This window comes from Chryseobacterium paludis (assembly GCF_025403485.1).
Lineage (GTDB): Bacteria > Bacteroidota > Bacteroidia > Flavobacteriales > Weeksellaceae > Chryseobacterium > Chryseobacterium paludis.
The window spans coordinates 2,520,379-2,541,654 of record NZ_CP099966.1; the positions used below are offsets into that span (position 1 = coordinate 2,520,379).

General features: G+C 33.1%; 17 protein-coding genes. 9 read left to right on the top strand and 8 right to left on the bottom strand.

Features of this window, described 5'->3' with window-relative positions; translation table 11 throughout:
• Nucleotides 1-49 precede the first annotated feature (49 nt).
• Both NG806_RS11295 and NG806_RS11300 read right to left on the bottom strand, forming a co-directional pair.
• Complete coding sequence (locus tag NG806_RS11295; protein ID WP_261513095.1) at nucleotides 50-2,137, bottom strand: T9SS type B sorting domain-containing protein; 2,088 nt, start codon at nucleotides 2,135-2,137, stop codon at nucleotides 50-52.
• Between the two features lie 163 nt (nucleotides 2,138-2,300).
• Nucleotides 2,301-3,098 (bottom strand): hypothetical protein, encoded by a 798-nt coding sequence (locus NG806_RS11300; protein ID WP_214828760.1) that lies wholly within the window; start codon nucleotides 3,096-3,098, stop codon nucleotides 2,301-2,303.
• 200 nt (nucleotides 3,099-3,298) lie between these two features.
• Between NG806_RS11300 and glgP the strand changes: the two genes are divergently transcribed.
• The gene (gene glgP / locus NG806_RS11305; RefSeq protein ID WP_214828757.1) at nucleotides 3,299-4,960 is read left to right on the top strand and encodes an alpha-glucan family phosphorylase; all 1,662 of its coding nucleotides are present in this window, start codon (nucleotides 3,299-3,301) and stop codon (nucleotides 4,958-4,960) included.
• Between the two features lie 87 nt (nucleotides 4,961-5,047).
• Here the strand turns inward: glgP and NG806_RS11310 are convergent, their stop codons facing one another.
• Both NG806_RS11310 and NG806_RS11315 read right to left on the bottom strand, forming a co-directional pair.
• Nucleotides 5,048-5,233 (bottom strand): DUF6496 domain-containing protein, encoded by a 186-nt coding sequence (locus NG806_RS11310; protein WP_200244190.1) that lies wholly within the window; start codon nucleotides 5,231-5,233, stop codon nucleotides 5,048-5,050.
• Between the two features lie 11 nt (nucleotides 5,234-5,244).
• Nucleotides 5,245-5,718, bottom strand: a complete 474-nt coding sequence (locus NG806_RS11315) for a hypothetical protein (RefSeq protein ID WP_214828755.1) — start codon at nucleotides 5,716-5,718, stop codon at nucleotides 5,245-5,247.
• A gap of 119 nt (nucleotides 5,719-5,837) precedes the next feature.
• Between NG806_RS11315 and NG806_RS11320 the strand changes: the two genes are divergently transcribed.
• The 6 genes from NG806_RS11320 to recG all read left to right on the top strand — a co-directional run bounded on the left by NG806_RS11320 (nucleotide 5,838) and on the right by recG (nucleotide 16,056).
• Nucleotides 5,838-7,967 carry a S9 family peptidase gene (locus NG806_RS11320; RefSeq protein ID WP_261509726.1) on the top strand — a complete coding sequence of 710 codons (2,130 nt, stop codon included), beginning with the start codon at nucleotides 5,838-5,840 and terminating at the stop codon, nucleotides 7,965-7,967.
• A gap of 144 nt (nucleotides 7,968-8,111) precedes the next feature.
• A complete protein-coding gene (locus NG806_RS11325; protein WP_214828749.1) occupies nucleotides 8,112-9,767 on the top strand; it encodes a peptide MFS transporter in 1,656 nt (551 codons plus the stop codon).
• Nucleotides 9,768-9,899: 132 nt separating this feature from the next.
• The gene (locus NG806_RS11330) at nucleotides 9,900-11,651 is read left to right on the top strand and encodes a peptide MFS transporter (protein WP_214828746.1); all 1,752 of its coding nucleotides are present in this window, start codon (nucleotides 9,900-9,902) and stop codon (nucleotides 11,649-11,651) included.
• Between the two features lie 109 nt (nucleotides 11,652-11,760).
• A complete protein-coding gene (locus tag NG806_RS11335) occupies nucleotides 11,761-13,233 on the top strand; it encodes a peptide MFS transporter (protein WP_214828743.1) in 1,473 nt (490 codons plus the stop codon).
• A gap of 44 nt (nucleotides 13,234-13,277) precedes the next feature.
• Nucleotides 13,278-13,811, top strand: coding sequence for a thioredoxin family protein (locus tag NG806_RS11340; protein WP_214828740.1), 534 nt, complete (start codon nucleotides 13,278-13,280; stop codon nucleotides 13,809-13,811).
• A 160-nt stretch (nucleotides 13,812-13,971) separates the two neighbouring features.
• Nucleotides 13,972-16,056 (top strand): ATP-dependent DNA helicase RecG, encoded by a 2,085-nt coding sequence (gene recG, locus NG806_RS11345; protein ID WP_261509729.1) that lies wholly within the window; start codon nucleotides 13,972-13,974, stop codon nucleotides 16,054-16,056.
• A gap of 599 nt (nucleotides 16,057-16,655) precedes the next feature.
• Here the strand turns inward: recG and NG806_RS11350 are convergent.
• The 4 genes from NG806_RS11350 to dapA form a co-directional block, all read right to left on the bottom strand.
• Nucleotides 16,656-17,102, bottom strand: coding sequence for a response regulator (locus NG806_RS11350; protein WP_261509730.1), 447 nt, complete (start codon nucleotides 17,100-17,102; stop codon nucleotides 16,656-16,658).
• Nucleotides 17,095-17,676 (bottom strand): helix-turn-helix domain-containing protein, encoded by a 582-nt coding sequence (locus NG806_RS11355; protein ID WP_214828731.1) that lies wholly within the window; start codon nucleotides 17,674-17,676, stop codon nucleotides 17,095-17,097. The genes NG806_RS11350 and NG806_RS11355 overlap by 8 nt, the downstream gene beginning before the upstream one ends.
• A gap of 292 nt (nucleotides 17,677-17,968) precedes the next feature.
• Nucleotides 17,969-18,472, bottom strand: a complete 504-nt coding sequence (locus tag NG806_RS11360) for a GNAT family N-acetyltransferase (protein WP_261509731.1) — start codon at nucleotides 18,470-18,472, stop codon at nucleotides 17,969-17,971.
• 117 nt (nucleotides 18,473-18,589) lie between these two features.
• The gene (dapA, locus tag NG806_RS11365) at nucleotides 18,590-19,462 is read right to left on the bottom strand and encodes a 4-hydroxy-tetrahydrodipicolinate synthase (protein WP_261509732.1); all 873 of its coding nucleotides are present in this window, start codon (nucleotides 19,460-19,462) and stop codon (nucleotides 18,590-18,592) included.
• A gap of 107 nt (nucleotides 19,463-19,569) precedes the next feature.
• On the opposite strand from dapA, the gene NG806_RS11370 reads away from it, so the two are divergent.
• Both NG806_RS11370 and NG806_RS11375 read left to right on the top strand, forming a co-directional pair.
• Nucleotides 19,570-20,325, top strand: a complete 756-nt coding sequence (locus NG806_RS11370) for a 5'-nucleotidase C-terminal domain-containing protein (RefSeq protein ID WP_214828722.1) — start codon at nucleotides 19,570-19,572, stop codon at nucleotides 20,323-20,325.
• Nucleotides 20,325-21,275 (top strand): bifunctional metallophosphatase/5'-nucleotidase, encoded by a 951-nt coding sequence (locus NG806_RS11375; RefSeq protein WP_214828719.1) that lies wholly within the window; start codon nucleotides 20,325-20,327, stop codon nucleotides 21,273-21,275. Before NG806_RS11370 ends, NG806_RS11375 begins: the two co-directional genes overlap by 1 nt.
• Nucleotide 21,276 lies beyond the last annotated feature (1 nt).

Consider the following 21,276-nt stretch of genomic DNA (forward strand, 5'->3'; position numbering starts at 1 on the left):
TTAAAGATAAAACCATCTTAACAAAAGATGGCTTTATCTTGTTTTAGCACTACTCTCTATTTTTCACCATGATCCAACTAGAGAATTTAACAGGAGTATTTTTCTTATCATTCTCACTCCAGGTTACAGAATACCAATAGGTTCCAGTCGGAACTTTTTTACTTCCGTTGGTTGTTCCATCCCATTTATAGCCATTTGTTTTATCTGCCTGATGAACTTTATTGCCATATCTATCGAAAATATTCAATATTAAGTTTTGCTTGTGAGCCAGTGCAGAATAATCGATCACATCATTGATACCATCACTATTAGGTGTAATTACATTCACCAGGTTCGGAACTGTTACTGTAATATCAATAGGTTCACAATCATATATATCTTTTACATAAATATGACAGTCTCCTCTAGGAACATTGTTAAATACATTAGAATCCTGCCAAGTGATATTATCAAGTGAATATTTATAAGCTGGAGTTCCCCCTACAACATTTACAGTAATGGTATTCGTTGAGATATCTACATTTGATATTACAGGCTGCTCGGTAGGATATACTTTCACGGTCTGGGTTGTAATGCATTCCCCCGTCTTTAGTTTGACCCAATATGTTCCAACTGATACATTTGTGATTGCTTGAGTTATAGCACCCGTACTCCATAGATAGGAAGCAAAGCCCGGTCCTGCATCCAATGTTGTGGTATCCTCCATACAGATGATCTTATCAACCAGAACACTGGATTTTACTGGCGGCAAAACAATTAAAGTAATTTTTGCAACGGTGAAACAATTGTTTGAATTGGATACTCGCACATAGACAACACCATTTGGGGCAATATATGCTGCGAGAGTCGCAATTTGATTAGTTCCATTGATAGCATCTGTTAGAGAAGGATAATATTTTTTAGTCAACCCTACAGGACCTGTAGGTGTTACAAGAGCAGCAGTAAGATTAAATGAAGCTGTCGAAGGATTAGTTTCAATAAAGCATGATCTTAAAGTGGCTTCCTGTACAACAATAGGAGGATAAAAATTTAATGTAATTTTTGCTACTGCAATACATCCAAACTGAGAAGTTATTTTTACATACACAACCCCTGCAGAAGATATATAAGCACTTGGGTTTATAATTTCATTAATTCCCGCATTAAGATCATTCATCGTCAGATAGTACTTTTTGGTAACATTTGGAAGACCAATAACATTAGCACTCGTCAGGTCGAATACCGCTGTTCCCATGTTGTTGTTATTACAGGCAGTTAATGTTACATCATTGCCTGTTATCGTTCCATCTTTGAATTTAAAATTTCCTGTCTGCCTACATTTATTAATAGGATTGTTTGGATTTGCCGGATCTGTATAGCTGATACTATAGTAATAAGTGGTTGCTGTATTAATAGTAATTGGAGTTAAGATAGCATTATTTCCACTTAATGCATCATTTTGAGTGGTATGATAGGTAATATTAAAGTTTGGATTTCCATTAAGAATACCTGTTGATAAGGTACTGAAATCAAAAACTGCGGGGTTTGAACATACAATTATTTCTCTTGGATCTGCTGGATTAGCTGCAGGAATTCCAGGTGGATTAAAAGGATGGGGCTGTATTAAAGGATCAGTAAATGGAGATGCTAAAGTAGCTGTTCCACCCCAAACTAAATTAAAAGTAAAGACCGTTGTTGAAAAATTATCAACATATAAAAAATAGGTCTCCCCTGGTAATACGTCCAAATATTTAACGAAACCATCTCCAAATCCGGGTCCTTCACTTGTATCTGTTGCGGTCATATTCATACCTGTTGGATAACCCGCAATAGTTCCATCGTTTGAAGAACATCTGATAGGTGTTCCTTTTGTAGCACAGGTTTTGTTAGGTCCATAAATAGCCCAGTCGTAATCTACAGGACCTGTTGGGTTAATTTCAAATGTAAGGGTACCACCTGTAGCAATTGTAAATGAATACCAGGTTGAATTATTTTCAACCTGTAAACAACCACCAAGGGTTTCATTTATGGCACCGGGACCTGAAGGAGTGTATGTTATATTTGCATTACCACAAACTGCGATTGCAGTTACACAATCAGCCTGAGAAAAGAAAATTTGTGATATAAGCAAGAAAGCAATAAGTAGATTTTTCTTCATAAAATACATGTTTTTGTTAAAAATTAATCAATAATTAAATCAATACACAACACATATATCAAATATACTTATTATTTAATTAAAAATAATAAAAATGTTAAAATCGTAAATTAACTTCGATTAAATGAAGAATTTATTGAATATTAAAGGGTGTTTGTGACGATTATTTTATACTCGTCATATTTCCACAAAGATTTTCAAGATGAAAAATTTTATGAAATGGACTTTTTACTTCATTGAGATGTTCCTTATCCTGAATAAAAGTATATCGTGATGCAATAGAGTTCATATCGGAAACGATGACCAACCAACATTCGTCTACAGAAGTGTCATAATAGGGAAATTTTTCATTTTTCTTTTCAATTAATTCCAAGATCTTATCAGAACAAAGCTCATCAAATAAATTCATACTGTATTCGTGAGTAATAAAGACATTTCTACGGTGCGAAGATTTTCTAAGACTTTTCACACAGCCTACCGGCTTATTTTTTTTTATGCTTTTGTAAATGGATAAAATACTTTCCTGTTGCTCCTCCAAGATATCAAATTTAAAATCCGAGTGAAATTCTAAAAAATAAACACCACGATATTTCGTAGTGTCTTCTTGTTCTAATAATATTTCAGCCTGACGGAAAATCTTGTTCAAATTACTTTCAATCTTCTTCATTTCCAAATGATTGATCACCTCTGTTAGCTCGATCCCAATTTTTTTATCATTCAAATTAGCGATAAAATCGGGGCTTTCACAGGTAAGATTTTCAAACTTAACATCAGGGAAATGATGCATAAACGAATTCAGCAGTAAAATTTCTGATTTTTTCTTATATTTTTCCCGATCATGAAGTTGTGATTCATCTATTTTACGATGATACTTCTCTATCGGCTTTTTTTTCAAATGTCGATTCAGGTAATATAAGCTTAGATTCTTGATTAAATCTTCATCTGAAAATACCTTTTTCATCCTCTTCGTTTTTATTATTGTTAATAAAACATGAAACCTATAGTTTTATTCGAGAAGTTTTTGATTATCAAAAAATTACACTTAAAGGTAAGTAAAAAAACTATTCAACAGATACTTTTAAAAATAATTTGTTAAATAATTAATGTAGAGTTTATTTTCATTATCAATACCTTTGGCTATCTAATCTAAAACTCTGGTTCATGGATTTTAAAAATTTTAAAATACCCTTTAACATCAATCCTCAATATACGAAGAAAGTAGCCTATTTTTCTATGGAATTTGCTCTCGAGCAAGTTTTAAAGATCTATTCCGGAGGTCTCGGTTTCCTTGCTGGTTCTCATATGAGAAGTGCTTATAATCTGAAACAGGATTTTATAGGAATAGGTATTCTCTGGAAATTCGGATATTATGATCAAGCTAGAAATCATGATCAGACATTACAGCCCGTATGGACAAAAAAAATGTATAGTTTCCTTGAAGATACGGGAATAAAATTTCAAATAGAAATCCATAGTGCGCCAGTTTGGGTAAAAGTCTGGTATCTGGATCCAGAAACATTTCATACAGCACCCATGTTTTTTTTATCTACAGATGTTCCTGAAAATGATCACGTTTCAAAGACCATCTGCCACAAACTATATGATGCCAACGAATCGACCAAACTGGCACAATACATTTTATTAGGAAAAGGAGGCGCAAAATTACTGGATGAAATGAATCTTGATAGGGATATTTATCATCTTAATGAAGCACATGCTCTTCCTGCAGCATTCTATTTACTAAAAAAATACAAGGGAGACCTAAACAAAGTAAAGGAAAAACTGGTCTTTACAACCCATACACCCGAAGAAGCAGGAAATGAAAAACATAATCTGAAATTATGTTATGACATGTCCTATTTCTCTGATTTCAGCATGGAGGAAGCAAAAAGCATTGAAGGAGCTCAGGATGATCGTTTTAATCATTCACTTTGTGCGCTGCAGATGGCTAAAGTAGCCAATGGGGTTTCTCAGCTGCATGGGGTTGTTTCAAGAGCGATGTGGAGTAAATATCCTGGAATTTGCGAGATTAAGTCAATCACCAATGCACAGGAATTTAAATACTGGGCCGATAAACGACTTTATAACGCTAAAGACGAAAGAGACGAAACGGTATTCGATTATCGTAAAAAATATTTAAAAAAGAGACTTTTCAAGATCGTTGCAGATCAAACCGGAAATTTATTCGATCCAAATATCTTTACAATTGTTTGGGCAAGAAGATTTGCAGGATATAAACGAGCTGATTTACTTTTACATGATAAAGACAGATTTTACAAATTATTAAACAATCCTAAATATCCGGTTCAAATTATATGGGCAGGAAAGCCTTACCCAATGGATTACACTGCAATTTCCACCTTTAATACCCTTGTTGAAGAAAGCAATAACCATAAGAATATGGCTGTTTTAACTGGCTATGAGCTCTCTTTAAGTAAATCTTTAAAACAAGGTTCAGATCTATGGCTTAACAATCCAAGAGTTCCCAGGGAAGCATCTGGAACTTCAGGCATGACCGCCGCAATGAATGGCTCCGTAAATCTTTCAACAGATGATGGATGGATTCCTGAATTTGCAAAGCATAAAGAAAACTCTTTTGTAGTTCCAAAAGTCGACTACATGAATATGAGCATTTACGAACAGGATACTTATGATCTAAATAAATTATATGAGATTCTGGAGAATGATATTATCCCAACTTATTATAACAATACAAATGCTTGGAGAAAAATTCAATACAATGCAATGGATGATGTTAAAAACCAATTCAATAGTGATAGAATGGCCGATGAATACTACAAGATCCTTTATAATCACCAGTAGGATTAGGCTACAAATTATAAAGGAGTAAAAAATTAAACGCCAAAAAATTAAACAAAAAACGTGGAAAATTCCACGTTTTTATTTGACTTAATCCTTTTTCTTCTTAGGCACTTTTAAACCTTTTTCTCTGGCCTCTGAAATACCAATGGCAACCGCTTGTTTTTGACTGGTTACTTTCTTTCCAGAAGAGGATTTTAATTTACCCTCTTTGAATTCGTGCATTACTTTTCCTACTTTGTCTTGAGCTTTGTCTGAATATTTTGTCTTGCTCATCATATTATTTTTTAAGATTTTGGCAGGGAAACCCCTAATTCATAAACTTTAGCATGTTTCAAATACTTTGAACGTTCTCTTGAAGTAACCGATTCCAGTCGATCATTTTTGATCACAATAATCGGATCTTCCATATTTTCAATTTCAAAATTGGCGAAATACCTTTCTTCCGGACTCGTTTTATCATTTTTAGCCTTTATTTTTTGCAATTCTTCTGCATATTTCTTAAATCCAGGATCCGAGGAATGAATGAATTTATATTCATCACCAGCATCTACGTAATAATGAAGTTTTTTTTCTATTAAACCTGCTTCTTCTGAAATCTGAGGGTTGTCATTTCCATCTTTAAAACTTACTTCTACTAAAGTTCCTCCTTTTTTCTGAGCACATCCCTCAGCATCTTTAAAGCTAGAAAACCCTGTGTATACGATTTGATCGTTCAAAACATAACGGTTTAATTTCTGATTGAATGCATTCGTTTCCATAATTATTATTTTAGCTTGATTTATATAATACATCCAATTTTTTTGCCAAAGCCTTATCTAAAAAAGCTTTTTTGTGCATTTGATAAAATTATTATCTTTGAATCTCTTTAAAATTAGAAATGAAAAAAATCCTATTAACTCTTAGTATTGCTGCTGTATTTCAAAATCTATCAGCACAAGAAATTACATTAGACAAAATATATTCAGGATATTACCGCGGAAAGGGCATTGCTGGAATTACTTCCATGAAAAATGGAGAAAATTATCTGGTTATTGAACAGGGTGGAATTGCAAAATATTCTTACAAAACTTCCCAAAAAGAAGGAAATATTGTTGATGGACAATACCAGAGTTATGAGTTTTCTGATGATGAGTCGAAGATCCTCTTACTTAAAGATAGTCAGCCAATTTACAGACATTCCTTTTTAGGCAAATTTGATGTTAAAGATTTAAAATCAGGAAAAGTAACCAGCTTAAATGATGGTAAAACAGTGCAGGAGCCAAGATTCTCTCCGGATGCCAGTAAGGTAGCGTTCATTTCTGAAAACAATTTATTTTTCCAGGATCTAACCTCTGGAAAAATTACCCAGATAACTACAGATGGAAAGAAAAATTCTATTCTCAATGGATTGGCAGACTGGGTATATGAGGAAGAATTCGGACACGCGAGATTATTTGAATGGACAAAAAACTCGGATGCACTTGTTTTCGTAAAATCAGATGAGAGTCAGGTTCCGGAAATATACATTCCTATCTACGGTAAATCATTGTATCCGTCGGAAATGCGTTATAAATACCCTAAAGCAGGAGAAAAAAATTCTATTGTTTCAGCACAATTATACCGTCTGGATTCAGGAAAAACAATACCATTGAATTTAGGTTCTTTTAAAAATTATTACATCCCCAATGTTTTTCAAACTGCAAAAGCAGATGAAATGGTGTTAATTACTTCTGAAAGAATACAAAATGCTTCAGATATTTTAAAAGTTAATACAAAGACCGGAGCAGTTCAGAAGTTGTTTACGGAAACTGACGAAAAATGGATTGATACAGATAGCCCTACATTAGAATTTCTTGAAGATGATTCATTTCTTTGGGGTTCAGAAAGAGATGGCAACCGTCATTTATATTGGTATGACAAAGATGGCAAGCTGAAAAAACAAGTTACAAAAGGAAATTGGGAAGTAACAGATTATTACGGTTACAATCCAAAGTCTAAAGAAATTTATGTTCAGACCACTGAGAAAGGAAGTATCAACAAAGTGATTTCCAAGATCAATATAGAAAACGGAAAATCTCAACTGATCTCAAACGCAGAAGGAAATAATTCTGCCAATTTCAGTAAGAACTATAATTATTTTATCGAGACCTCCTCTACAGTTTCAAAGCCATTTACTTTTGTCTTAAAAGACGGAAATGGTAAAACTGTAAAAGAATTACAAAACAACAATGATCAGCTACAAAAACTAAAAGCTGACAATTTTGTTGATAAAGAGTTTATTACTATTCCAAACTCAGTGGGTGATCAAATGAATGCATGGGTGATGAAACCTAAGAACTTTGATCCAAACAAAAAGTATCCTTTATTTATGTTTCAGTATTCAGGACCTGGTTCTCAACAGGTGGCTAACACCTGGGATACCGGAAATACTTTATGGTTTAATCATTTAGTTCAAAAGGGATATATTGTAGCTTGTGTAGATGGACGTGGAACAGGATATAAAGGAGCGAAATTCAAAAAAGTAACCTACATGAATTTAGGGAAATACGAAATTGAAGATCAGATCACTGCTGCAAAATGGTTTGGAAATCAATCCTATATTGATAAAAGCCGAATCGGAATGTTCGGTTGGAGCTTCGGAGGTTATATGACGAGTTTAGCTATGACAAAGGGAGCTGATGTTTTCAAAGCGGGGATTGCTGTTGCACCAGTTACCAACTGGAGGTATTACGATTCTGTTTATACAGAAAGGTTCATGAGGACTCCACAGGAAAACGCGGAAGGATATGATAAAAATTCCCCAACAGAATATGCCAACCTATTAAAAGGAAAACTCTTATTGATTCACGGAACTGCTGATGATAATGTACATTTCCAGAATTCCATGGAATTCTCTGAGGCATTGATTCAAAACAAAAAACAGTTTGATTTCATGGCTTATCCGGATAAAAATCACGGGATTTATGGTGGCCAGACAAGACCACAACTGTATGAGAAAATGACAGATTTTATTTTAGATAATTTATAATCTAGTATCAAATAACCTATTAAACCTTCTAATTTATTTTAGAAGGTTTTTTAATATTAATTTCATTAATCGTTTTGCAAAGAGTAATTTATTTTATCAATTAAAATTAAAAACTTACTTTTGAGAAATTTGAAATTTGAATCGATGAAGACTAAACATCCTAAAGGCCTGCCTTTTCTCTTTTTTACTGAAATGTGGGAACGTTTCGGGTATTATTTAATTCTCGGAATTTTTGTTCTTTACGTTATTGAGCCTACAGGGTTGAAAGGTGGTCTCGGGCTGCCCGACAAAACTGCTGATGATATTTTTGGAACTTATATCGCTTTGACCTATTTAACACCTTTTATTGGTGGATTTCTAGCAGATAGAGTTTTAGGTTATATCAAATCTATCTATTTAGGAGGAATTTTAATGGCTGCGGGTTATATCGGGATGGGAGTTTTCAAAGATCTACCTTTATTTTATGGGTCTTTAGCATTAATTATTATCGGAAACGGTTTCTTTAAACCAACCATTTCTACCCTTTTAGGAAATCTATATTCTGAAGAACCTTATAGAGCAAATAAAGATTCTGGCTACAATATTTTCTATATGGGAATTAATATTGGTGCCTTTATCTGTAATATTATCGCCGCTTTTATGCGTAATAAATTCGGATGGGGTGAAGCCTTTATTACTGCTGGAGTAGGTATGCTAGTTGGTATGATAATTTTTACCATTGGAAGAAAACATTATATCCACGCAGCTCAGATGAAGCCTGTACAAGAAGGAGATACCAAACTTTCTGAAATCTTAATTAAGGTTTTCCTACCAGCGATCATAGCTGGAGCAATTGGATGGTTTGTACCTAATAATATTTTCGGAAGTGACAGTACAGATGCATTTATTTTTGCCTGTATCCCTGTTATTTACTTTTATGCTTCTCTTTATTTTAAGGCAAAACCAGAAGAAAAAACTTCTATTGGAGCCTTGTTATCTGTATTTTTGATCAGTATGTTTTTCTGGGCAGTTTTCAAACAGAATGGAACAGCATTAACGAGATGGGCTAATTATTACACAGACCGAAGTGTCCCTGCAGCTATAGAAAAGCCTTTAGAAGACATCTATATGGTAGATGGGAAAAGCTATAAAGATAAAGAGGTTCCTGTTTATGATGATCAGTATCAATCTCAAAAAGATAAAGACGGAAAAACAATAAAAACAACCGGCAAAGATGTCTATTTTAAAAATATTTCCTCTGAGCAACGTGCAGAACTTGAAAAGAATCCCGAGAAGCAGGTATTTCTGTACAATACGGAATTATTTCAATCCATCAATCCATTTTGGGTTATTGCTTTAACACCTTTAGTGGTTGGATTTTGGGCCTTACTGCGAAGAAAAGGAAAGGAACCATTAACTCCTACAAAGATTGTTTTGGGACTGTTTATTTCTGGATTATCCTGTCTGGTAATGGTTTTAGCAGTAATAGCCGGAGATAATGGAGCGGTTAAGGTTTCTCCATGGTGGCTGGTTGCCGGTTATGGAGTCATTACAGTCGGCGAACTTTGTCTTTCTCCAATGGGATTGTCTTTTGTTTCCAAGCTCTCGCCACCGAGAATCACAGCACTTATGATGGGTGGCTTTTTCCTTGCTAATTCTGTGGGGAACAAACTTTCTGGAATCTTAGCAAGCACCTGGTATAACTATGACAATAAAGTAAATTATTTCTTAGTAAACTTCGCTTTATTAATTTTTGCAACGTTATTAGGCCTTTCTATGTTAAAAAGATTGAACAAAATCATGAAAGAAAAAGGGCATTAATCATCCCTTTTAGATAGATAATAAAGCTGTAGCAGAGTTCTACAGCTTTTTTATTAAATATAAAATTAAAAACTTGCCAAAAACTCAAAAAAAACTATATTTGCTAGTCTTAACAAAAATTAACAATAAAATATGGATAATATTGAAGCATTAAATCCGAAACCGGATGAATTTGTAGAGAATAAAGGTTCCAGACATCCAAAAGGATTATGGGTTCTTTTCGGAACAGAAATGTGGGAACGTTTCAACTTTTATGGGATGAGAGCATTACTTACCTTATTTATGGTAAATTCTCTCTTAATGAAGGAGGCTGATGCATCTATTATTTATGGGGGTTTTCTTGCTTTATGTTATTTAACACCTCTATTAGGAGGTTTTATTGCAGATAAATATCTGGGAAACAGAAACTGTATTATCTTAGGAGGAAGCCTTATGGCAATTGGGCAGTTTTTACTTTTCCTGAGTGCATCTACATTTTCTGAAAGCTTAGGCGGAGCAAAAACCTTTATGTGGTTGGCTTTATTCATTATTATCTTTGGAAATGGTTTCTTCAAACCAAATATTTCCTCAATGGTAGGAAGTCTTTATCCTAAACAAGAAAAATCTAAATTGGATTCGGCGTTTACCATTTTCTATATGGGTATTAATATCGGAGCGTTTTTAGGTCAGTTTATTTGTCCCTATTTAGGAGATGTAAAGGATTCTGCAGGAGTTAGAGATATTTTCGCTTTCAAATGGGGATTCCTGGCTGCATCTATCGCAATGATTATAGGAACAGTAACATTTTTCATCCTTAAAAATAAGTATGTTGTAACTCCTGAAGGAAGACCAATCGGAGGATTACCTAAAAACAGTACCAGCGCAGACTTTGAAGAAGGAGAAACACAAACTGCAAAATTTTCAGGAAAATCTATGGGAATAGCAACTGTATTATTTGTTGCTCTTTTCTTTGTGTTCAGATATGTTCTAGTAGGTGAATTTGGATTCAATTCTGTAGGAATGGGACAGCTTATCAAAGGGCTTATTTATCCATTTATCTACGCTGCAGGGATCTCTCTGGCATTTTTGATCATGAGCTCTGCTGAAAACAAAGTGGAAAGACAAAGAATCTGGGTAATTTATATTGTTTCATTCTTTATTATTTTCTTTTGGGCCGCTTTTGAACAGGCAGGTTCATCTTTAACTTTTATCGCAGATAACCAAACAGACAGAAGTATTTTTGGTTGGAATATGCCGCCATCTATGGTACAAATCTTCAATGGACTATTTGTTGTAGCATTGGCATTGCCATTCAGTATCCTTTGGGATAAATTGAGAGCTAAAGGAAAAGAGCCGGTATCTCCAATGAAACAGGCAATAGGTCTTGCCTTAATTGCTTTAAGTTATTTCATTATCGCTTACAATGTAAAAGATCTGGGAAATACAGGTTTATTAGCCATCAAATGGTTAATGTTATTATATTTGATTCAAACAATGGGAGAGCTTTGTTTATCACCAATCGGATTATCATTGGTAGGTAAGCTTGCTCCAAAAAGATTTGCTTCATTGTTGTATGGGGTTTTCTTTATCTCTAATGCTGCGGGTTATGCCTTAGCAGGTTCTCTAGGGGCTATTATTCCTGCAACAGGAGACAAGTTTGTAAAAGCTGAAAAACTGGGTGTAAATCTACAGGATGTTTTGGATAAAAAAGTAACACTTACTCCTGAGCAATTGGCTTTATTTGAGAAAGAACAATTACCTATTGCCAATACAACTTTTGCGGGTGTAGAAATTCATAATTTATTTGAATTCTTCATGGTATTCGTTGTACTTTGTGGTATCGCATCTGTAATTCTTGCCATACTTTCACCAAGATTAAAGAAAATGATGAACGGCGTAGGCTAGTTTCATTAATAAAATACTATAAAAAACCTCTGCTAAGTCAGAGGTTTTTTTATAAATTAGCGAATCCGTTTCAAAATGAAACATCTTATTTTATTATTGTTCAATTAATATGTATACATTAGAAGAAATACAAAATTTTAAAGGAAAGTATCCTAAACAGCTTTGGACGCTATTCACGGTAGAAATGTGGGAGCGTTTTTGTTTTTATGGGATGCGTGGTGTTCTTACGATTTTCATGGTGGATCAATTAGGTTTATTAGAAGATAAAGCGAACTTACAATATGGCGCCATACAGGCTTTCATTTATGCTTTTACTTTTATTGGCGGAATTTTTGCCGATAAAATTTTAGGATTCAAAAAATCCTTGGTTTTTGGAGGTATTATCATGTCAATCGGTAATCTTATTATTGCCTTTTCCCCACACGATTTCTTTTATTTTGGTATTACCTGCTCTATTATTGGGACTGGGTTCTTTAAACCCAATATTTCTTCCATGGTAGGAGAACTTTATAAAGAGGATGATCCGAGAAGAGATGCCGGATATGGCTTATTCTATGCAGGAATCAATATTGGTGGGCTTTTAGGTGGTGCTCTGTGTGTTTATCTGGGAAAATATTACTCCTGGTCCTGGTGCTTCCTTGCAGCAGCTATTGTGATGATTCTAGGTTTAATTACTTTTTTTGCTACGAAAAAATCCTTAGGTCCTATTGGAGACTCACCGTTGCAAGTACTTCCACAATCAAAAAGAACTTTACGCGAAGTATTGGTCTATATTGGTGCATTATTAAGCATGCCGCTTATTTTCATTATGGTGAAGAATACAAATTATACAGATTACTTTATGTATTTAATAGGTATTGCAGCTGTTGGGTATTTTATAGTTGAAACACTAAAACAAACCTCTCCTTATCAAAAGAAACTTGTTGCAGCATTTATATTTATCTTCATGTACTTTTTGTTCAACTCTATTTATGAGCAAAGTGGCGGATCTTTATCTTTATTCGCGAAAGACAATTTAGTACATAAACTTTTAGGCTTCGGGATGGATCCCAATGTGATAAACAATAGTGCTAACTCTTTTTTCATTATTATTTTTAGTCCGCTGATCGGTTTAGCATGGATTGGTTTAAATAAAAGAAAACTTGAGCCTAATACCATTAACAAGTTCGGAATTGGATTTTTATTCCTGGCTGCAGGATTCTTTTTATTTTATAGCCTGAGATATTTTGCCGGTTCAGATGGTAAGTCTTCACTCAACCTATTTACTTTTACATGGTTGGTCATCACCTTTGGAGAGCTGTGCTTAGGACCAATAGGAATGTCCATTATCACCAAATTATCACCAAAGAAAATGTTTGGTATGATGATGGGATTATGGTTTTTGGCAAGTGCATTCGGACAATTTGCAGCAGGGAAAATCGGAGCCAGCTTATCTGAGGCTAATACAGGAAATACTAACATGAGTAAACTTGTTGCTTATACTGATGGATATAAAACATTGGGAATCTATGCATTAATTGCCGGAGTGGTATTAATTTTGATGTCCTCCTTTGTGAGAAAATTAATGCAAGATGTAAAATAAATGTAAGCTTATTATGCTTATTTTTATTAATAATTAAAAATTAAATGAAAAAAATTCTAAGCATAGTAAGTTTGTTTTTAATCACCTTCAGTTTTGCCCAAGTCAAATGGATGACTATTGAGGAGGCGCTAAAGGCTCAAAAACAAAATCCTAAAAAGATCCTTGTTGACTTTTATGCAGATTGGTGTGGCCCATGTAAAATAATGGACAAAAAGACTTATGGACATCCGGTTATAGCTCAAATTTTAAACGACAATTATTATCCGGTAAAATTCAATGCAGAAGAAAAAGGTGATATTGAAATCTTTGGAAGAACATTTTCAAATCACGATAAAGAGTATAAAAAAGGCAAAAATTCTTTGCACGAATTTACCCAATATATGAATGTGGCTGCGGTTCCAAGTACTGTTTTTCTGGATGAAAACGGAGGTCCCATTACGATCCTTCAGGGTGAACTTTCAGCGATTGAGCTTGAACCTTATTTAGAATTCATTTCTAAGGATTTATATAAAAAAATTCGAACCCGTGAACAATGGGAAGATTATCAGAAAAGATTCAAATCTAAAATAAAGAATTAAAAATCAAAGACTTTCAAATTATGAAAGTCTTTTTTCTTAAAAAATTTGAAATTTTATTCTATTTTGCCGAAATTAGGGCTCGCTTACAAAAATGAATAGCTGATATGGAATCTCATTTTTCTCACTAATTCATCTATTATTGTATTGAGCTTTTATCTGAATGACTTTAGAAACTTCCATAGAATATGTCAAGGGAATCGGTCCCGAAAAGGCTAAACTCATTAAAAATGTGTTGGGAATTTCTATTGTAGAAGATTTATTAAACTTCTATCCTATTCGTTATTTGGATAAAAACAAAGTGTATAAGATTGCCAACCTTCAGGAAAGCAATATCGAAATTCAGCTAAAGGGAAAAATTACAAGTGTTCAGGAAATACAGACAGGTAAAACCAAAAGACTTACTGCAAAATTTAATGATGAAACGGGAATGATGGATCTGGTATGGTTCCAATATTCAAAATGGCTAAAGGAGCAGCTACCAATTAATAAGGAAATCTATATTTTCGGAAAGATCAATTTATTTAACAATCAATTTTCAATGCCACACCCGGAGATTGAAATTGAGGAAAAAAAAGAAAATGACAATCGTCTAAGACCTATTTATCCCAGTTCAGAAAAATTAACAAAACGAGGTCTTAATCAGAAATTCTTTCAAACAATTCTTAGAAATATCTGCAAAGAAATTCCTAATCTTATTCAGGAGAATCTACCTGACTATATGATGCAGTCTTTTAAATTTTTATCAAGGCAACAAACTTTTTTGAATGTTCATTTTCCTCAAAATCTAGAATACTTTGAAAAAGCAAATTACAGATTAAAATTTGAAGAATCCTTTTTCTTTCAGTTGGGTTATGGCTTAAAAAAGATCCATCATAAAAGTCAATCATTTGGAAATCCTTTTCCAATTGTTGGTGATTATTTTACCGGTTTCTACGAAAATCATCTTCCCTTTGAGCTTACTAATGCCCAAAAGAAGGTTTTAAAGGAAATTCGACTGGATATGAAGAAACCTATCCAGATGAATAGACTTTTACAAGGCGATGTTGGATCAGGCAAAACCATGGTTGCCCTGCTGACTATGCTTATTGCAATGGATAATGGATTTCAAAGCTGCATAATGGCTCCGACTGAAATTTTGGCGCAACAACACTACAACGGAATAAAGGAATTACTGGAAAAAACAGATATTAATGTTCGCCTATTAACCGGCTCTACAAAAGCTTCTGAAAGAAAAATAATCCATCAGGAACTTGAAAATGGAGAACTCTCGATTTTAGTAGGAACGCATGCAGTATTGGAGGACAAAGTAAAGTTTAAAAACCTTGGTTTAGCTATTATTGATGAGCAGCATAGATTCGGTGTTGCCCAAAGAGCTAAACTATGGGCAAAAAACAAAATTCCACCCCATATTTTAGTAATGACCGCTACTCCTATCCCAAGAACACTTGCTATGAGCTTTTATTCTGACTTGGATGTGTCTGTGATTGATGAAATGCCTGTGGGTAGAAAACCTATCGTAACCGCACACAGAAGAGAAAAAGATCGAATGTATGTTTATAATTTCTGTAGAGATGAAATTAAAAAGGGCAGGCAGGTCTATTTTGTGTATCCCTTAATTGAAGAATCTGAAACCTTAGACTATAAAAATCTGATGGAAGGTTTGGAACACGTCATGGAGGCATTTTCAGAATATAATGTCAGTATGCTTCATGGAAGAATGAAACCTGACGAAAAAGATGCAGCCATGAATTATTTTGCCTCGGGAAAAGCTGAGATTATGGTTGCCACCACCGTTATTGAGGTGGGCGTAAATGTACCTAATGCTTCTGTTATGGTTATAGAAAGTGCTGAAAGATTTGGATTATCACAGCTTCATCAATTACGTGGCCGTGTGGGCCGTGGAGCTGAACAAAGTTATTGTATATTAATGACATCTGATAAACTATCTACTGAAAGCAGAACCCGTATCAGAACAATGACGGAAACGAATGATGGTTTTAAAATATCCGAAGTAGATATGCAGCTACGCGGTCCCGGGGATATCCTGGGAACTCAACAAAGTGGTGTTGTTGATTTTAAAAGACTGGATCTGGTAAAAGATTCAGCAATTATAAAAACGACTAAAAAGGTCGTTGAAAAAATTCTGGAAACAGACCCTCTTTTAGGCAGAATCGATCACCAGATCATAAAAAATTATTATTTAAAGTATTATAAAGGGAAAAATAAATGGAGCAAAATTTCATAAAAAAACCGCAAAAAGAAAAAGATCTTTCCGCGGCCCCCTTATAAAACTGTTATTTAGAAGAAATTACTTTCGTTCAGTAAAAAATTTATTTAGTAGAATGCTTACTATCTTGTGATGTAGTGTGGAGTGAAAATATTTATAGCATTTGTATTTTTGCCAAAGCCACTACTAAATAAATTTTTAAAAAACAAAATGAATTATGTTTCCAACTTACTTATTATAAAAACTAACTGTGTTTGTCGAAAGGATTTTAAAAGAAACGAATATAAATATCCCCCCAACGATCGAGTTTTCATGATTGTACCGTTTTGTTTAAAGATCTTCTTCGCTTTTCCGTTGGAAATTAATAATCCATTTTGTTTTACTAACATCGTGATTAATATAATTTACTTTCAAGATTTGAAAAAATAATTATTTACATTAATTGTTTTATATGATTAACTTGTGTTAGCACGTTTCTTGTACAAATTTCATCTATTGTTACTAATAACTATTTATATTATTATATTCAATAGTTATAAAATTTTCACCTTTTAGTGAGTATTATGTAATAAATATAAATCGTCTCTAAACTAAAAACCTAAAAAACTCAATATTCATCATACTTTAAGGATAAGATTATCCTTATTCAGTCCAGATGTATGATACTGCCAATTAAGTGTCACAACTTCGGAAATCACTCTTTTTAAATCTTTATAATTATCCGGTTTCTTGATATAAATATTCGATCCTTTTACAAAAATTCTTTCCACATCTTCTTCTGATAAAGCCTCTGCATATACTCCTGTAATGATATTACTTAATCTAAAATCCATTTTTATTTCATCCAGACATTCTAAAATACTCTTTTGAGGAATATGATAGTTCATCAATAACATCTCAGGAATAAGAGCTTCAGCATTGTTAAGGTATTTCATTAAATCTTTACCATTCTGAAAAGACTGAACTTTTACTGCTATTTTTAGATCTTTAAGTATATTTTTAAATAAAATAACATTTCCTTCATCGTCATCAACGAGGATCGCATTCAGATACTCTTTAGTCATACAGCATTTTATTAGTAACAATGACACTTTGTTCTTTTCGTCTCTTGCCGATTATTTTATGAAACTGAGAGGGAGTAATACCTGTTGTATTCTTAAACTGTGTACTAAGATGTGCTACACTGGAATAGTTAAGCTTATGAGCAATCTCGGTAAGATTAAGCTTATTATTGATAATCAATTCTTTCGCATATTCTATTTTCTGTAGAATAATGAAATTTTCTATGGAAGTATAAGCTACTTCAGAAAACAGATTTGATAAATAACCATAACTATGGTTCAATTTTTCTGAAATATAAATAGATGCTTTAACGGCAACAATATCTTTAGAAAATACCAATTCTACAATAGCATCTTTTATTTTCTGTACCAATGCTATCTTTTGGCTTTCTATAATTTCGATACCATAATCTTCAAGATTTTTCTTAAAAATAGTATGTTGTTCTTGGGTAAATGCTTCGTAAAATTCGACTTCCCCAAAATTTAATAATCTATATTTTAAGCCTTGTTCCTTAAGTTTTTCATCCAACACTTTTTTACAAAGAGCATTGAAATCAAATTTCACGTACATTTTCATCCTAGTATAAGTGTGTTAATTATTTTGTAAATATAATATTTTATTTCATATAAAAGTGAAATAGGTTAAAAAATTTAAAATAAAATTCACAAACGCAAAAAACTCCTGTATTAATGAATACAGGAATTTAAACACTAAGGATGAAAAAAATATACTGATAAAAGCTAACAGCTTAAAACCAAGTATATGAATGTATTATTTTGAAGTGATTTGGTTCTACTGCAAATATCAAGCTTATATACAGGTCACCCGTTATAGAATTATAAGATAATGTTACAGAATTATAAGTCTATTATTTGTGAATTATAAACTCCATGAGATAGTCGTCCATCACGAAATTATTTCCAATATCAAAAACCCCTTCATCATATATTTTATATCCTTGGGATTCATAGAATTTTCTTGCTGCATTAAATTTATTCACATTCAGGATAATTCTATTATCTCCATTTTCAAGTGTTTTCCCGGCTAGAAATACTAGTGCTTCTTTTCCAAACCCTTTTCCTTTACTTTCAGGAACAAGATAAATTCTGTGAAGCTTTGTGGTTTGATTTTCGTAACCGTGTTCATAGCCAACAAATCCTTCAGGCGAATCATTAACTTCATCTAATATTAGATAATAATGATACTTTGGATTCTTCAGATGATTCGAAATTTCATCGGCTGAATACATTGTACTAAGCATATAATCCATCTGTTCTTCTGAAAGAATTTCTGCATAAGCATTTTCCCATGACCTTCTTGCCAAATCCTGTATAAGAGGAATATCTTTTTCAGTTGCTTTAATTAATTTCATGTCTTTTTATGATTAAAAAAAGTGAAAAGCCGAAGCCTTTCACCTTATGTTATTTATTACTAATAAGAACAAACATTTTATCGACTCATAAATTGATAATCAGTTTACTCAGCTTTCTTAAATATTGATCATTTCTGCTTTTATCTTGGCATACAATCCTTCAGAAGCTGGAACAAGTGGAAGTCGCAAAAAGTTTTTAATAATTCCTTTTTCAGTTAAAATAACTTTAACTCCACATGGGTTTCCTTCAGCAAAAATTAAGCGCGTAATCTCAACGAGTTTGTTATGAATCTTGTAAGCTTCTTTCACTTTTCCTTCAAAAGCTAACTGCACCATTGTTGAAAATTCTTTTGGATAAGCCTGCCCTATTACAGAGATCACTCCATCTCCTCCTGCCAGTGTAACAGGTAATGCATATTCATCATCTCCTGATACCAGTGAAAAACCTTCCGGTTTTTTTCTTAATATATCAAAATACTGAAGAATATTAGGTGCTGCTTCCTTAATCAAGATTAAATTTGGGTACTCCTTTGCTAAACGGAGTGTTGTCTCAGCTTCAATATTCTGTCCCGTTCTGGAAGGCACATTATAAATGATAATTTTTTTTCCTGTAGATGCCAGCACTTTATAATGCTGATAAAGCCCTTCCTGATTAGGCTTATTATAATATGGTGAAACGGATAAAATTGCCTCAAAAGCAGACACATCTGTTTCTTCAATTTGTTTTTTTACTTCTAGGGTATTATTTCCCCCAATTCCTAAAACTAAAGGAAGGCGTTTATTATTTACCTTAATGATATGATCTATAACCTGTTTCTTCTCTTCTTCAGAAAGTGTTGCAGCCTCAGCTGTAGTTCCCAAAACAACTAAATAATTGGTTCCGTTCTCAATATTGTATTCAACAAGTTTTGTTAAACTATCAAAATCAACGGATAAATCTTCATTAAAGGGTGTTACCAAAGCTACACCTACTCCTTTTAAAATGCTCATCTGTTAGAATTATTTTTTCCAAATTTAATAATTTAGACTAAGAATTTATAATAAATAATAATGTTTTATTATACATATAATTATATTTGCATATACTAAAAGAAATTATGAAAAATAAATTCTTATTATTAGGAATTGCTTTGGTTTCCCTTACCTCTTGTAAAACAACTTCTTTACAAGTTGCAAATGTAGAAACTCAGAAAAATATTTCTATTAATAAAGAGCTAAAGAATGATGAAGCTTTTGTAAAGGTTATTGAACCCTATAAACTGAAACTGGATAAAGAGATGAATCAAAAGATCTCTCATACCAACGTAGATCTTACAAAACAGGGAGATAACAGCAATCTTGGAAATCTTTTAGCTGATTACACTTTCAGTGGAGCAGATGAATGGGCAAAGACTCATCTTAAAAAAAATGTTGATGCTGCATTAATTAACATTGGTGGAATTCGTACTTCGATTGGAAAAGGTGATATTTTACTTAAGAATGTCTACGAAGTAATGCCATTTGAAAATGAAGTGGTTATCGTTAAAATGAAAGGATCTGATCTTGAAGGTCTATTTGAATACTACGCAAAAAAACAGGTCAACAATCCTGTTTCCCATTTATACATAGAAACCGACAACGGAAAACCAGCCAAAACTTTAATTAATGGTAAAGCAGTGAATTCTAATCAGGATTACTATATTGCAACCTCAGATTATTTGGCACTGGGTGGAGATAATATGAGCTTCTTTGCAAAAGGAGAATCAATTCCTACTGGAATAAAAATGAGGGAGTTATTTATTGATTATTTCAAAAGAAACTCAGAGGTTGTACCCAACACAGATATTCGTTTAAATTTTATTGGTAAGAACTAATGGATAGAAAAAGTTTTTTAAAAGCAATAGGTGGTGGAACTTTAGCAATGGCTTTAGCTCCCAATATGATGATGGCAGAGGAATTAAAATTGAACAGTCTAACCTCGACAAACAAACTTACTATTCTTCATACCAATGATCAGCACAGCAGAATAGAACCTTTTGATGAAAGTTATACAAAGAACCCTAATCAGGGAGGGTTTGCCAGAAGAGCAAGTTTAATTCAACAGATCAGAAGCCAGGAAAGTAATGTATTGTTATTAGATTCCGGAGATATTTTCCAGGGCACTCCTTATTTTAACTTTTTCGGAGGTGAGCTTGAATTTAAATTAATGTCTATGATGAAATATGATGCATCCACAATGGGTAATCATGATTTTGATAATGGACTTCAAGGTTTTTTAAAGGTCTTGCCTAATGCTCAATTTCCGTTTATATGCTCAAATTATGACTTTAAAAATACTGTTTTAGATGGAAAAACTTTACAGTATAAAATTTTTAATAAAGATGGAATTAAAGTAGGAATCTTTGCCGTGGGAATTCAGCTAGAAGGTCTGGTGGGTAAAAAACAATATCAAGAGACCGTTTATTCTGATCCAATTGATGTTGCCCAGCATTATTCCAATTTTCTAAAAAATGAACAAAAGTGTGATCTTGTGATCTGCTTATCTCATATTGGTTATGATTATCATGATGAACCTAATAAAGTGAGTGATAAAATATTGGCTGCCAATACAGAAAATATTGATATCATTTTAGGAGGCCATACCCATACTTTTCTATCAGAACCTCAAAGTTTTAAAAACAGACAGGGCAAAAATGTTTTGGTTAATCAGGTTGGATGGGCCGGACTTTTATTAGGAAGAATAGATTTTTACTTTGACAACAACAAAAACGTACAACATATTTCTTGGAACAATCAGGTTATAGACAGCAGTATAATAGCATAAT

Excerpts from the sequence above, each read along its gene's own strand:
- NG806_RS11295 (WP_261513095.1), bottom strand. The coding sequence starts at position 2,137 with ATGAAGAAAAATCTACTTATTGCTTTCTTGCTTATATCACAAATTTTC.
- NG806_RS11300 (WP_214828760.1), bottom strand. The coding sequence starts at position 3,098 with ATGAAAAAGGTATTTTCAGATGAAGATTTAATCAAGAATCTAAGCTTA.
- glgP (WP_214828757.1), top strand. The coding sequence starts at position 3,299 with ATGGATTTTAAAAATTTTAAAATACCCTTTAACATCAATCCTCAATAT.
- NG806_RS11310 (WP_200244190.1), bottom strand. The coding sequence starts at position 5,233 with ATGAGCAAGACAAAATATTCAGACAAAGCTCAAGACAAAGTAGGAAAA.
- NG806_RS11315 (WP_214828755.1), bottom strand. The coding sequence starts at position 5,718 with ATGGAAACGAATGCATTCAATCAGAAATTAAACCGTTATGTTTTGAAC.
- NG806_RS11320 (WP_261509726.1), top strand. The coding sequence starts at position 5,838 with ATGAAAAAAATCCTATTAACTCTTAGTATTGCTGCTGTATTTCAAAAT.
- NG806_RS11325 (WP_214828749.1), top strand. The coding sequence starts at position 8,112 with ATGAAGACTAAACATCCTAAAGGCCTGCCTTTTCTCTTTTTTACTGAA.
- NG806_RS11330 (WP_214828746.1), top strand. The coding sequence starts at position 9,900 with ATGGATAATATTGAAGCATTAAATCCGAAACCGGATGAATTTGTAGAG.
- NG806_RS11335 (WP_214828743.1), top strand. The coding sequence starts at position 11,761 with ATGTATACATTAGAAGAAATACAAAATTTTAAAGGAAAGTATCCTAAA.
- NG806_RS11340 (WP_214828740.1), top strand. The coding sequence starts at position 13,278 with ATGAAAAAAATTCTAAGCATAGTAAGTTTGTTTTTAATCACCTTCAGT.
- recG (WP_261509729.1), top strand. The coding sequence starts at position 13,972 with ATGACTTTAGAAACTTCCATAGAATATGTCAAGGGAATCGGTCCCGAA.
- NG806_RS11350 (WP_261509730.1), bottom strand. The coding sequence starts at position 17,102 with ATGACTAAAGAGTATCTGAATGCGATCCTCGTTGATGACGATGAAGGA.
- NG806_RS11355 (WP_214828731.1), bottom strand. The coding sequence starts at position 17,676 with ATGAAAATGTACGTGAAATTTGATTTCAATGCTCTTTGTAAAAAAGTG.
- NG806_RS11360 (WP_261509731.1), bottom strand. The coding sequence starts at position 18,472 with ATGAAATTAATTAAAGCAACTGAAAAAGATATTCCTCTTATACAGGAT.
- dapA (WP_261509732.1), bottom strand. The coding sequence starts at position 19,462 with ATGAGCATTTTAAAAGGAGTAGGTGTAGCTTTGGTAACACCCTTTAAT.
- NG806_RS11370 (WP_214828722.1), top strand. The coding sequence starts at position 19,570 with ATGAAAAATAAATTCTTATTATTAGGAATTGCTTTGGTTTCCCTTACC.
- NG806_RS11375 (WP_214828719.1), top strand. The coding sequence starts at position 20,325 with ATGGATAGAAAAAGTTTTTTAAAAGCAATAGGTGGTGGAACTTTAGCA.